Annotated in this window: 12 protein-coding genes and 2 tRNA genes; 8 read left to right on the top strand and 6 right to left on the bottom strand. The window is 68.3% G+C overall.

Annotated features, from left to right (window positions below; translation table 11 throughout):
• The 4 genes from ACAM49_RS34295 to ACAM49_RS34280 all read left to right on the top strand — a co-directional run.
• Positions 1 to 1,808, top strand: a 1,808-nt coding sequence (locus ACAM49_RS34295) for an ABC transporter substrate-binding protein (protein ID WP_369639701.1), incomplete at its 5' end; no start/stop codon positions are given.
• 96 nt (positions 1,809 to 1,904) lie between these two features.
• Positions 1,905 to 2,336 carry a hypothetical protein gene (locus ACAM49_RS34290; protein ID WP_369639700.1) on the top strand — a complete coding sequence of 144 codons (432 nt, stop codon included), beginning with the start codon at positions 1,905 to 1,907 and terminating at the stop codon, positions 2,334 to 2,336.
• A gap of 153 nt (positions 2,337 to 2,489) precedes the next feature.
• Positions 2,490 to 2,774, top strand: a complete 285-nt coding sequence (locus tag ACAM49_RS34285; protein WP_369639699.1) for a hypothetical protein — start codon at positions 2,490 to 2,492, stop codon at positions 2,772 to 2,774.
• A gap of 277 nt (positions 2,775 to 3,051) precedes the next feature.
• Positions 3,052 to 4,176, top strand: coding sequence for an ATP-grasp domain-containing protein (locus ACAM49_RS34280; RefSeq protein ID WP_369639698.1), 1,125 nt, complete (start codon positions 3,052 to 3,054; stop codon positions 4,174 to 4,176).
• Here ACAM49_RS34280 and ACAM49_RS34275 read toward each other — a convergent pair.
• Both ACAM49_RS34275 and ACAM49_RS34270 read right to left on the bottom strand, forming a co-directional pair.
• Entirely contained in the window at positions 4,062 to 4,592 is a 531-nt protein-coding gene (locus tag ACAM49_RS34275; protein WP_369639697.1) for a hypothetical protein, read from the bottom strand. The two genes, ACAM49_RS34280 and ACAM49_RS34275, sit on opposite strands and share 115 nt — an antisense overlap.
• Positions 4,593 to 4,659: 67 nt before the next feature.
• Positions 4,660 to 4,920: a GlsB/YeaQ/YmgE family stress response membrane protein gene (locus ACAM49_RS34270; protein WP_369639696.1), complete on the bottom strand. Its 261-nt coding sequence runs from the start codon at positions 4,918 to 4,920 to the stop codon at positions 4,660 to 4,662.
• Positions 4,921 to 5,159: 239 nt separating this feature from the next.
• Here ACAM49_RS34270 and ACAM49_RS34265 point away from each other — a divergent pair, with 239 nt between their 5' ends.
• Positions 5,160 to 6,815, top strand: coding sequence for a hypothetical protein (locus ACAM49_RS34265; RefSeq protein ID WP_369639695.1), 1,656 nt, complete (start codon positions 5,160 to 5,162; stop codon positions 6,813 to 6,815).
• A 117-nt stretch (positions 6,816 to 6,932) separates the two neighbouring features.
• A complete protein-coding gene (locus ACAM49_RS34260; RefSeq protein ID WP_369639694.1) occupies positions 6,933 to 7,853 on the top strand; it encodes an SGNH/GDSL hydrolase family protein in 921 nt (306 codons plus the stop codon).
• 85 nt (positions 7,854 to 7,938) lie between these two features.
• Here the strand turns inward: ACAM49_RS34260 and ACAM49_RS34255 are convergent, their stop codons facing one another.
• Complete coding sequence (locus ACAM49_RS34255) at positions 7,939 to 8,517, bottom strand: TetR/AcrR family transcriptional regulator (RefSeq protein WP_369639693.1); 579 nt, start codon at positions 8,515 to 8,517, stop codon at positions 7,939 to 7,941.
• A gap of 85 nt (positions 8,518 to 8,602) precedes the next feature.
• On the opposite strand from ACAM49_RS34255, the gene ACAM49_RS34250 reads away from it, so the two are divergent.
• Complete coding sequence (locus tag ACAM49_RS34250; RefSeq protein ID WP_369639692.1) at positions 8,603 to 9,478, top strand: SDR family oxidoreductase; 876 nt, start codon at positions 8,603 to 8,605, stop codon at positions 9,476 to 9,478.
• Positions 9,479 to 9,493: 15 nt separating this feature from the next.
• Here the strand turns inward: ACAM49_RS34250 and ACAM49_RS34245 are convergent, their stop codons facing one another.
• Positions 9,494 to 10,666 carry a Rieske 2Fe-2S domain-containing protein gene (locus ACAM49_RS34245; protein ID WP_369639691.1) on the bottom strand — a complete coding sequence of 391 codons (1,173 nt, stop codon included), beginning with the start codon at positions 10,664 to 10,666 and terminating at the stop codon, positions 9,494 to 9,496.
• Between the two features lie 164 nt (positions 10,667 to 10,830).
• Between ACAM49_RS34245 and ACAM49_RS34240 the strand changes: the two genes are divergently transcribed.
• Complete coding sequence (locus tag ACAM49_RS34240) at positions 10,831 to 11,694, top strand: hypothetical protein (RefSeq protein WP_369639690.1); 864 nt, start codon at positions 10,831 to 10,833, stop codon at positions 11,692 to 11,694.
• 11 nt (positions 11,695 to 11,705) lie between these two features.
• Here ACAM49_RS34240 and ACAM49_RS34235 read toward each other — a convergent pair.
• Together ACAM49_RS34235 and ACAM49_RS34230 are read right to left on the bottom strand one after the other, a co-directional pair.
• Positions 11,706 to 11,782, bottom strand: a tRNA-Arg gene (locus tag ACAM49_RS34235).
• Between the two features lie 68 nt (positions 11,783 to 11,850).
• Positions 11,851 to 11,923 (bottom strand) — tRNA-Leu (locus ACAM49_RS34230).
• Positions 11,924 to 12,199 lie beyond the last annotated feature (276 nt).

Here is a 12,199-nt window from a genome sequence, read left to right as displayed (position 1 = left end):
CCAACATCCTGATCGCCCGCCCCGCCCCCGGCTACGGCGAACGAATCCTGCTGACCGACTTCGGCATCGGCCGCCTCCACGACGACTCCCGAGCCCTCACCAAAACCGGCTCCCTCGTCGCCACCCTCGCCTACGCCGCCCCCGAACAACTGGAGGGAGCCCAGATAGCCCCCGCCACCGACCAGTACTCCCTCGCCTGCGCCCTCTTCTGGCTACTCTGCGGCTCAACCCCTTTTGCCGCCACCAATCAGGCCGCCGTGATCGCGGGCCACCTACACCACCCGCCACCCCGGGTGAGCGACCGGCGCCGGGTACCGACGGCCCTGAACGAGGTGCTGATCCGCGCCCTGGCCAAACAACCCGGCGACAGGTTCGGCTCCTGCGGCGAATTCGCCGAGGCCGCACGGCTGGCACTCGATTCGGAGATGACTCCCTTCGAAACGAAGGCGATCCCGCTGGATACGGACGCGACTCTCGTCGCATCGCCGTGGCGGCCGGAAACTCCTGCACCGCAGGCTGTTCCGAATATCCCTCCGCCCGACCGATCGCGGCGCCATTTCGGCCGCTGGCTGGCGGGCGGTGCGGTGGGATTGGTGGTCGTGCTCGCCGTAGTGTTCGGAATCATCTGGGCCACAGCGAATTCCGGTTCGTCGGGCAGTAGTTCCTCGGGCGGTGGGGGGCGTGCTTCATCCAACGCGGGCAGTCGGCTGGCCGCCCTTTTCACCGGCAGTGAGCCGATCGGCTGGATCGATGCGCAGGGCAAGCTGGTCACGCAGGGCGCATCCCGGTATCCGGCGGCCGTCGACCCGGCGCGTTGCGGTGCGCAGGCCCTCGCCGTGGTCGGCCCGCTCAGTGGGCCGAATGCGCCACTGGGCCGCAATGTGCTCGACGGGGTGCGGTTGATGGTCGGTCAATTCACCAAGCAGAGCCCGAATTGTCCTATCGCCGTGAAGGAATTCGACACCACGGCCGATCCGGCGGCCGCCGCCCAGATCGCGCCCCGCATTGCCGATGACCCCTCGGTGCTGGCCGTCATCGGCCCGGTGTTCTCCGGCGAACTGAAGGCCACCGGCAAGATCTTCGACACTGCCGGGGTGCCGTTCCTGACTCCCTCGGCCTCGAACCCGACCCTGTCGACACTCGGCTTCCACGGCTTCTTCCGCGGTCTGCCGACCGACGAGCTCCAGGGTCCCGCGGTAGGCCGCTACCTCGCGGGCGCGGCCGGATATCGGCGCGTCTGCGTGCTGGCGGACAACAGCGAGTACGGCGCGGGCCTGGCCAATGGCGTCACCGGCGGGCTCGGGCCGATGGCCGTGCCATCCTGCTCGGTGACGATTCCGGTGGGCAGCGATCCCGCCGACGCGGTGAACAAGATCGTGGCCGCCGCTCCCGACGCGGTCTATTACGCCGGGTACTACACCGAGGCGGGCCCGCTGGTGCAGCGGCTGCGCAAGGCCGGGATCACCGCGCCTTTCGTATCCGGTGACGGCAGTTACGATCCCGAGTTCGTCACCGCGGCCGGATCCGATGCGTCCGGCGCGCTGGTGTCGTGCCCGTGCGGCCCGGTGACCGAGCAATTCCTCGCCGATTACGCCGCGTTGAACGGTCAAGCGGCGGGCGTCTATTCGCCGGAGGCGTACGACCTCACGGCGATCGTGCTGCGTGGCATCGCCGCCGGGCACACCTCTCGGGCGGATCTGCTCGCCTATCTGAAGACCTATACCGGCGAGGGCATCGCGCGGACCTACGCCTGGACCGCGGCGGGGGAGCTGACCGAGCCGCGGGTGTGGCTGTACAAGCTGCAGTAGGGCGGGGATTCCTGGGAATTCGCTCCGAGAGAATGAGTGAAGCATTATCGTTTCTCATCGCTCACGGTTGACGTGGGCGATGAGAGGAGCACACCCATGAGCAACACCCGGAGGGCCGGAATCGGCGCCACCGCGATCGGCGCCGCGGCGGCCGTCGCGCTGCTGACCGCCCCCAGTGCGAGCGCGCTGGTCACCGGCATCAGCGTGACCACCGCCGACAAGTACTGCGCCAACCAGACCTACACCGTCGCGGTGAACGTCACGGCCACCTCGTTCCTGTTCGAGGTCACGCTGAGCGACAACGACACTCAGGTCGGCAGCGCCAAACCCTCCGGCGGTGTGGCCTCCTTCAGCTGGACCCCGACCACCACCGGCTCGCACACCCTCAAGGCGGTGCAGGAGATCATCAGCAACAAGTCCACCACCGTCACGGTCGTCGACTGCACCCCGATCCCCGGTGGCGGCGGCACCGGCTCCTCGGCCTCGAACCCGCTCGCGGGTCTGCTCAGCAGCCTGTCGGCTCACTGAGCCCTGCGCGCGGCGCGCCCGGGTGGTCGACCGGGCGCGCCGCGCGATCCACTCGGCACCGCGAATTCTCGCGGTGCCGAGTGTCTTTCACCGTGGCGTGGCGAACCCTGGTGCGGCATACTGTCCCAGACAGTACCGAAGGAGTTTCGTCCGATGGCAATGCCGCCACTGATGGCCACCCTCACCGACCGCATATACCGCCTGCCCGCGCCCATCGCCTCCGCCTGGCGCGTGCGCAACCGCGTGCACGCGGTGCTCATCGAACCCGGCATCACCTCGATTCAGAAGAGCCACTTCTGGTTTCGCCGGAACGTCGCCTGGCGCACCCTCGGCCTGCTCGGGGTGCCGCGCGAGACGCTCGACTCCACCGGCGCGATGCACGAGAAGTACTTCGGCAAGTTCTACGACACCGCCCGCCGCGTCTCCTGGTACCTCTGAATCCCGCCGCCGGTGCCCGTGAACCCCACCGCCGCGCGGCGCCGTTGTGAACGCCAGATGACGCCGCGTGAACACTGGATGCCCAGGTGAACACGGCTGGGCCGCAAGCGGATCGGCGGCCCGCGGTCGACATGTGCATCCCCGGGAACCGGTTTATGCTTGCGCTCCGCGGGCCGGTGGGAAGGTCGTCGCCACTCGGCCGCGGTGAGTGGGAAGGAGCGTTGCGATAGCGCTTCGCGTGTGGCTGAGCAGTGCCGGTGCGGCGACTGTTCAGGTGATGAGGTTGTTGCGGCAGAACCCCGACGGGGTGGAGGTCATCCTCTATGCCAGCAATGTGGATCCGGCGGCCACGGCATTGTCGGCGTGCGATGTGCCCGCGGTCGAGCCGCGGTATGTCGGCGATGCCGAATACGCCGCGTTCGCAATAGATTTCTGTCGTAAGCACGGCATCGATGTGCTGATCCCGCCGCGCCGGCTGGGTGCGCTGGCGGGGCGGGCCGCGGATTTCGCGGCGGTCGGCACGCGGCTCATGTGCTCGCCGGCGGCATCGGTGCGGACGCTGACCGACAAGGTCGCGACCTACGAGATCGCCGGTGCGGCAGGGATTCCGGTGCCGCCGTGGCGGGTGGCCGCCGACGCCGACGGGCTGCGCAAGGCCGTCGCGGACCTGTCTGGAACCGGAGAACGGTTGTGTATCAAGCCGAGTGGCGAGTATTCGGCCTTCGGATTCCGGGTGCTCGACGATCGGCCGCTCAGCATGGCCGATCTGCTCGCCCCGGCGGAGCCGACGGTCTCGGTCGAGGCGGTGGCCACGGCGTTCGAGCGGGCGGCCGCGAACGGCGGCCGGGTGCCGGAGCTGCTCGTCATGCCCTACCTCGACGAGCCGGAGATCAGCATCGACTGCCTGTCCGAGCCGGGAGGCGAACTGCTGCTGGGCATTCCGCGCGCCAAGGACGGCCGCTTCCGGACGCTGCTCGACGATCCGGAGCTGGTCGCCATCGCGCGGCGGCTGGTCGGCCACTTCGAACTGGCCTACCTGACCAATGTACAGCTGCGCTACCGCGCGGGTGAACCGGTTCTGCTGGAGGCGAATCCGCGGCCCTCGGCGGGTCTGTTCCACACCGCCTACGCCGATGTGAACCTGCCGTGGGCCGCGATTCGCCTACTGCTGCACGGTGATTCGGGTCTCCGGCAGCCGCCCAGGCTGGGCGTGCGGCTCGCGGTGGCCGAGGCGGTCATGGAGATCGCCCCGCGCCCGCGGATTCCCGGTGCGAACGGCCTGACCGTCTACGGCACGACCACCTCGGTCGAGGCCGGAACGCTCGGCCTGTCGGTGCGCACCGTGAGCGAGACCCGGCCGGGCCCGGTCTCGGCGAGCACGATCGCGGGGGTGGATCGCTGACCGGCCGGAATGAACCGGGTCACGCTGCCGCTCTGGCCGCTGTCGAGATTGCGCCAGTCCACGACCGCGTTCACGTCACAGGCCAGCAGCTGCGGACCCCATTCGCCGACCGGTGAAAAGCCCTGCGTGATGCGCAGCACCACGGCATGCGATGCACCGGGCGCCTCGGAGTACTGGTAGAGCGGGCCGTCGAACGCGGTCCCGCTCGCCGACAGCATGCCGAGGCAGACGCCGTTGCCCACGGTGAACACCGGAGCGAGATTGACATCGTTCTTCGCGCACGTGCGCGGCCCCACATTCGACCAGCCGAGCTGGCAGGCGTCCCCCGGGTCGGCCGAGGCGGGAATGGCGGCAACTACCGAGGCGCCGAGGAATCCGGCCGAAACCACGCCCAGCATCAGGTTTTTCATCGTCATGCTCCCCTCATCGCGAAAACTCGTTACCACCAAGTTAACTCACCCGGTGGCAACGAGTGCAACGCTGTCAGCGGCGAGTCAGCTTCCCGTACAGGAACAGCAGGATCACCGCGCCACCGAGGCAGGTCAGGAAGCTGAAGATCAGCCCGCCGCCGGAGACGTCGACCCCGAACAGCCGCAACAGGAATCCACCGATCAATCCGCCGACCACACCGACCACGATGTTCAGCACCACACCCTGCTGCGCGTCGGTCCCCATGAACTTGCTGGCGATCCACCCCGCGAGCCCGCCGATCACGATCCAGCCGATGATTCCCAATCCGAGCACGAGATCCTCCTCGAGTCCTGGTGAACATCCTTGTCGATGCCATCCTGACCGACCCGGCCCCGGACTCGTGCCAACCGCCGCCGTGCGTCGCCATCGCGTCGCGGCGGCCTTCGCGGTGCGATCGACGTCATACGACACGTCACGGTCGCATACCACCACCGCATCAGACCGGCGGGTACGGTCCTGAGTTCGTTGGGTCGAATGATCCTGCGCGATGAGCGAATGGGGGCTTTGCCGACGTGAACGGTGTCGGAAGAACGCTGCGGATCGGACTGGCACTGGTCGCGGCCTGTGCGGCCGCCGGACCCGCGCACGCGGATTCGGCGAATGCGGACGGGCCGCTCGACAGCTGCACCCAGCTGGCGCTGCCGGGCCTGGTCGGGCCGCCGCTGTCGTTCTACGCACCGCCCAATCCCGGCGGCGGGCTGGGTCGGCTGCCCGTGGCCGCCGACGAGATCCAGGCGCGGCTGCCGCGGCGGGTCGACCTGCGCACCGAGCGACAGGGTTTCAACGACCAGTGGTCCTACGCGCTGGACGCGGGCAACCTCTACGTCACCGCGGGCGGCGAGCCGTGGCGGCAGGTCTGGCTGCCCGGCTGCCTGGCGGGGAAGCTCACCTCGTTCTCGGTCGACGGCAATGTGCTCATGGCCACCGACGCCACCGGCCGCCTCTACACCATGGGCAATGCCGCGCACGGACCCGAAACCTGGGCCTGGACTTCACGATTCGGCGCGCCCATCTGGCAGAGCCCGTTCGGGCAGCGGGTGCGCACCGGATCGCGGGCGTGGAGCCTGTCGTGGCTCGACAATCGGATTCCGACGCTGATTCCGTCGAATCAGCCGGGCTTCTGGACGCAGGACGGCTTCTGGACCGACGCCTCCGGCAACCGTCAGCCGGTCGGCGGCGCGGGCGTCACCACCGCGTATGTGCTGAGCCCGCAGGGCAATCGGATCACCATCCTGGATCCGTGGCTGCCCGGCGGGGATCCGGGCGCACCCGACGACTACTCCTACGAGATGTCGACGCCCAAGGGCGGGCGTTTCGAGGCGGTCAACCTCAGCTCGGCGGGGTCGACCACCTTGGTGATCAATCGGTTCGGCGATATGTACACGCGGCTCTGGGATTTCGACATATCCGGCGCGGACAATGTCTTTTTCCGCTACTCGTATCTGAACCAGCAGGGCAAGCCGACGGCCCCGAATCTGAACCTGGCCGAGCTCGACAATCTCTTCGGCCCGAAGTCCTATGCCGCGGACCAGTTGCCCGCGCCGGAGTGGGTGCGGCAGCCCAAGATTCCCGGCGAGATCACCTCGGCGGTCAGCATCCATCAGACCGGCGGGGAATCGCAGGATCGGGAGCTGCGGGTGGAGGGGCGCAGTGGTGGGCGGACCGGGTACTGGCACAAGCCGGTCGATCCGGATGCGGGCTGGAGCTTCGAGACGACCGGCGCGGCGCTGACCGGGGAGCCGCTCGACAACCGGCCCGGCGATCACTCCGACGAGACGCTGGCCGCGCCGTCCGGCATTGATTACGGCTATGCCGATCCGGCCCAATGGACCGTCAGCACAACGGATTTCGACTACGCCGCCTCGCCCGCGCCATTGCGGCTCTGCGCCGGTGACGCCTGCGTGGATCTGCGCCTGCACCTGATCGACAGTCTGCGCATGGTGCGGGCCGCGGACGGTCTCACCGCGACGCCCCGCGAATATCTCGCGGCGATCGAGGTCCCGCAGGCCGTCCTCGACGGGCTCCCGGGTCAGCCACCCGCCCTGGCCGCCGCCCTGCAAACCCTCACCGGCACGACGGGACTGTGCGAGTTCAAGGCGACCGCGACCCTCGGCGAGTTGACCCTCCAGCTGCCCGGCGGCCCGCTCGTACTGCATCGAACCCGCTGATCAGTCCCGTAAATTCACGATCGATCCGCGGCGCTACCGGTGCGCGGTTACTGTAGGCGTTTGAATTGGAAGCGTTTCGGATGCTTCCGTAGCGGATCGATAAGAGGTACACGGCCAGTGAAGAGTTCGGCTCGGTTGCGGTTGCTCGCGGCGTCCACGGTCTGCGGCACCGCGGCGGTGCTCGCCGCGATGGCGCCGTCCAGCGTGGCGGCGACCGCCGAGGGCAAAACCCTGGTGGTCATGGGTGATTCCTTCTCTGCCAACGGGTCGATCCTCGACCTGCTGCCCGCCGGCGAGGATGTCGGCTGCAAGCACGTCCCGACCTCCTGGCCGACCCAGCTGACCGGGCGCATGAACCTGTCGCCGGAGGACGTCGAGGACACCTCGTGCCAGGGCGGCACCATCGACACCTCCGGCTGGACCCTGGTCCACCAGGTGAAACGGGCCATGTCCGACAACGCCTTCGGCCCCCGCACCCGGCTGGTGACCATCCAGCTCGGCATGAACGACACCTGGGGCGCCGACAATCCGATCGCCCTCTCCCGCGCCCTGACCTGCCTGACCGACCTGGTCAACGGCTGCGGGCCCGAAGCCGTCGAGCAGGGCCGCGCCCCCGACCCCGCCACCATCACCGGCCAGGCTTACGCCGCCCGGGTGCGCCAAGCGGTCGAGTACATCCGCTACTACGCCCCGAATGCCCGGATTCTTTTCGTCGGATATCCGGAACTCCATCCCTCCGGCCAGGATTCCGCCTGCGCGACCATCGCCGGGGTCGACATATGGCAGTCCCGAGCCGGCGCGGTCACCAGATTCCTGGACCGCCTGGACACCGCCCAACGCGACGCGGCGACCCTCCTGAACGTGGGTTATCTCGACAGCCGAGCGGTGACCGCCGGCCACGGCCCCTGCACCCCCGACGCCTGGGTCGACGGCGTCTTCGACCCCCGCACCGAACCCCTCGGCTTCCCCTGGCACCCTTCGGCGCGCGGCGACGCCGCCCTCGCCGCAGCCGTCCAACAGTCGATTCCGCAAGGCTGACACCGGCACCGCGATTGTTCGTTCGCCGATGATCCGGCCCGTCTACGACGCTCGCTGCGCCGGAAAGCCTTGGGGATGAACGCCTTTACGCCGGGGACAGGTCGGCGGCTGCGCTCAGCAGTTCGTGGAGTGTGGTGCGGGCGAGATCGGCGAAGGGGTGCCGGTTGGGGGGAGAGACCCAGCGGGCGAAGGTGATTCGGAAGGTGAGGCCGGCGAGTTCGGCGGCGACGACGGCTTCGGGGTCGGGAGTGCCGCGGGTGCGGAGGGCGTCGGCCATGGCGTCGGTGAGAGCGGCGAGTTTGAGTAGTTCGCGTTCGCGTAGATCGTTGTTCGCGGTGACGACCGTGTGTCGGCGCGCGGCCCAGGGGCGGTGGTTGGCGTCGAAGACCGTCGCCGCGGCCAGCAGTGCCGCGGTGATGGCGTCGATCGAGGTCGCGGAATCGGGCGCACCGGTGATCGCGTCGGTGAACAGTCGCGACAGATTGTCCTGACCGAGGAACAGCACCTCGCGCTTGTCGGCGAAGTGGCGGAAGAAGGTCTTCTTCGTCAGGCCCGCCCGCTCGGCGATCTCGGCGACGGTGGTGGATTCGTAGCCCTGTTCGAGGAACAGGTCCAGTGCGGCATCCGCCAAGCGTTCGCGCGTGTTCGGTTCCCATCGAGCCATGCCCGCAGTCTAGGTGATGACACCCGGTGTCTTCGGAGGTATGGTGATGACACCAAGTGTCGTCACTGCTGCTAGGAGAACTGTCATGCGGGTATTCGTCACGGGCGCGTCCGGCTGGATCGGTTCGGCTGTCGTTCCCGAACTCATCGGCGCTGGTCATCAGGTTCTGGGACTGGCCAGGTCCGATGCCTCGGCGGCCGTCATCGCGGCCGCCGGAGGCGAAGTGCTGCGCGGTGATCTGGACAATCCGGACGTGTTGCGGGCCGGGGCCGAGGCCGCGGACGGGGTCATCCACCTCGCCTTCATTCACGACTTCAGTCGGTTCGCCGACTCGGTGCAGACCGACGCGCAGGCCATCGACGCATTCGCAGCCGCCTTGGAGGGTTCGGGGAAGCCGCTGGTCATCGCCTCCGGCACGCCCGCGGTCCCGGGCCGGGTGGCGACCGAGCGAGATCTGGCCGCCCCCGAGAACCCGACCCCGCGCGGCGCCAATGCCACGACGGTCCTCGGCCTCGCCTCCCGAGGCATCCGCTCCTCCGTGGTGGGCCTCCCGCGCACCGTGCACGGCGAGGGCGATCACGGCTTCCTGGCCGTCCTCATCAATATCGCCCGCGAACGAGGCGTCTCCGGTTTCGTCGGCGACGGCTCCAGCCGCTGGCCCGCCGTGCACGTCCTGGATGCCGCGCGACTGTTCCGTCTGGCCCTCGAAAACGCCCCCGCTGGAACGCCATTGCACGCGGTCGGCGACGAGGGGGTATCAACTCGCGACATCGCCACGATCATCGGCCGCCACCTCAACCTCCCGGTCGAGTCGGCTCAGTCCGAGACCTTCGGTTTCCTCGGCCCGCTCCTCGCCATCGACCAACCCGCCTCCGCCGCCCGCACCGGCGACCTGCTCGGTTGGCGTCCGACTCAACCCGGCCTGCTCGAGGACCTCGACAAGGGCCACTATTTCGGCTGAGTACCGGCCCTGCGGTCAGGAGGCGTCGAGAACGGTTCCGCGGGCGAGGTTTTCGGCGACCTCGGCCTCCCAGTTGGTGACGGCTCGTTCGGTGTCGATCTCGTATTCGAAGCGGTCGGTCATCTCGTCGGAGACGTGCTCGAGGTCGACGTAGAACTGCTGGTACCAGCGGCGCAGCTGATAGACGGGGCCGTCCTCCTCCGAGAGCAGCGGGTTGTCGATGGGGGTCTTGCGCTTCCAGATCGCGACGTCCTGTTCGAAACCGACCTCGACGCCGCGGGCGAAGCTCGCCGCCATCGCCGCGGCGTCCGCATCGGACATGCCCCGCGGCTTCTTCACCATCGCGCCGTACTGCAGGACGAACGAGTTCGTGGTGACCGGATAGTGGCAGTTGATCAGGACGGTCTCGACGGTCGTGCCCTGGGTCTCGCTCCACAGTCGATCGATCATGTAGGACGGGCCGAAATAGGAAGCGTCGGAACGCAATAGGGAATTCGGGTCGTCGTAGTTGGTGCCGACAGTGACGTCCTGGCGGGGTGTGGAGCGCATGTACTGGCTCGCGATATGCCCTTCGAACACATTCTTGAAATAGCGCGGGAACGCGTAGTGCACGTAGAAGAAGTGCGCCATATCGACCACGTTGTCCACGATTTCGCGGCAGTGCGAGCCCTCGATCAGCATCGAGTTCCACGTCCAATCCGTCCACTCGCCGCTGCCGTCGCCCTCGATGACCGGGATGGTGACCGCATCGGTCGGCGTGCTGCCCTGCGGGTCGTGCCAGACATACAGCTGCCCATTGCGTTCCAGCGTCGGCCACGAGCGGGTCCGGGCCAGCGGCGGCACCCGCCGGGCATAGGGGATGCCGGTGCATTTCCCATTGCCGCCCCACCGCCAGTCGTGGAACGGGCAGGCGATCGAATCACCCTTGACCGTCCCATCCGCCAGATTCCCACCCATATGACGGCAGTACCCGTCCAGAACATGCAGTGCGCCATCGGTTTCCGACCGGAACACCACCAGCGTGGTCCCGAACGCCTTCACCTCATGCGGCCCGCCATCCCGAAACGCCTTCAACAGCCCCAGACAATGCCACCCCCGCGCGAACCGCGCCGCCGCCGGCGCCGCCTCGATCGCGCGAAACTCCTGCTCATCGTGCCGCGCCACACCCCTGAACGATTGACCGGACATCGAAGCCTCCTGTTCGCACCGCAACACCGCGATACCCGGATCGTCCCCCTGCCCACGCGGCTGTGAACGATGAGATCCCGCTCAGCGGAACAGGTTTCAGTAGCCGTGCGGCCAGGCAGGGTGTCGTGGCATTCGCGCGGCGGGGGTGCCCGTAGGCTAGGCGTATGACCCTCGACCAGGTCGTGGAGGAACTCTACGGGCTCCCGCCCGCCGAGTTCGTGGCCGCCCGCACCGAGCGTGCGCGGCAGGCCCGTGATGCGGGGGACAAGGAGCTGGCTGCCGCCATCGGTAAGCTGCGGCGGCCGACGGTCGCCGCGTGGGCGCTGAATCTGCTGTCTCGTGAGGCGAGCGATGATGTCCAGGCACTGCTGGAGGTGGGCGACGCCCTGCGCGATGCCCAGCGCCGCCTGTCGGCCGAGCAGCTGCGGGCCCTCACCACACAGCGGCAGAAAGTGGTCAACGCCGTCACCCGCAAGACCGGCGAGCTGGCCGCCGCGCGGGGCCAGCGCCTGACCGAATCCGTCCTGCGCGATATCGGTGCGAGCCTGCAGGCGGCGTTGGCCGATCAATCGGTCGCCGACGAGCTCCGCGCCGGAACCCTCACCGCCGCAGCCACTTACGAGGGATTCGGCCCCGCCGCGCTGGCCGCGGTGCCCGGCGATGGCCGCCGCACCGTCAAAAGGGAGTCGACGCCAACCGCTCCTAGCAAGGATCCCACCGAGAAATCGGCCGACCCGCAGGCCGAGGTGCGGCGCGAACTCGAGGAAATGCTCGCCGAAGTCGAATCCGCCCGCGCCGCGGTGACTTCCGCCCGAGCCGACCACGATACCGCGGCCGCCGACCTGGCCGACCTCGACAGCCGCATCCAAGCCCTACGCGCCGAGCTGAGCGAGGCCGAACACCGCCGTCGCTTCACCGCCGCCACCGAGCGCTCCGCTCGCGAGACCCTCCAGCGCGCCCAGAAACACCTCGACGCCGTCGAACGCCGCGTCGAACGCGCCCGCAAGCAATTGACCCCCGACGTCTGAGCATCGAAAGTTGGTATGCCCGGGAGGAATCGAACCCCCAGCCTTCTCCTTCGTAGGGAGACGCTCTGTCCTGTTGAGCTACGGGCATGTGGCTCCGCGCGGATGTCGCCGTTGACATCGACTCGGCACTGAGGTGCGTGGAGCTGGATCGGTGGGTTCCCTCGGTGAGATTCGAACTCACACTGGACGGCATCTGAGACCGTTGCCTCTCCCGTTGGGCTACGAGGGAATGAGGGTCGGGTGGATATGGGAAGGGCCGCTGTCCGTGGTGTACGCGGAAGCGGCCCTTGGGAGTCGGGAATGCCGACGCCGTCAGATGACGCTCCGTACACGACCGCGGAGGCGGGCGAGATCGAATGTGGTTACGAGCAGCTGAAGCTCGGTCACGGGTGCCGCCTTTCCGGTGTCGTCGGGTCGATGTGTTGGAATCACGGTAGCAGCGGTGCCCGGACGCAGTAAAACGGTTTTCGAGCTGGGATTACCGGTGGCTGGGGCGGGGTCTGTC

Origin of the sequence: Nocardia sp. JMUB6875, assembly GCF_041154655.1 — a bacterium.
GTDB lineage: Bacteria > Actinomycetota > Actinomycetes > Mycobacteriales > Mycobacteriaceae > Nocardia.
Note: the sequence above shows the minus strand (reverse complement) of the source record. Positions and strands in the feature narration are given on the sequence as shown.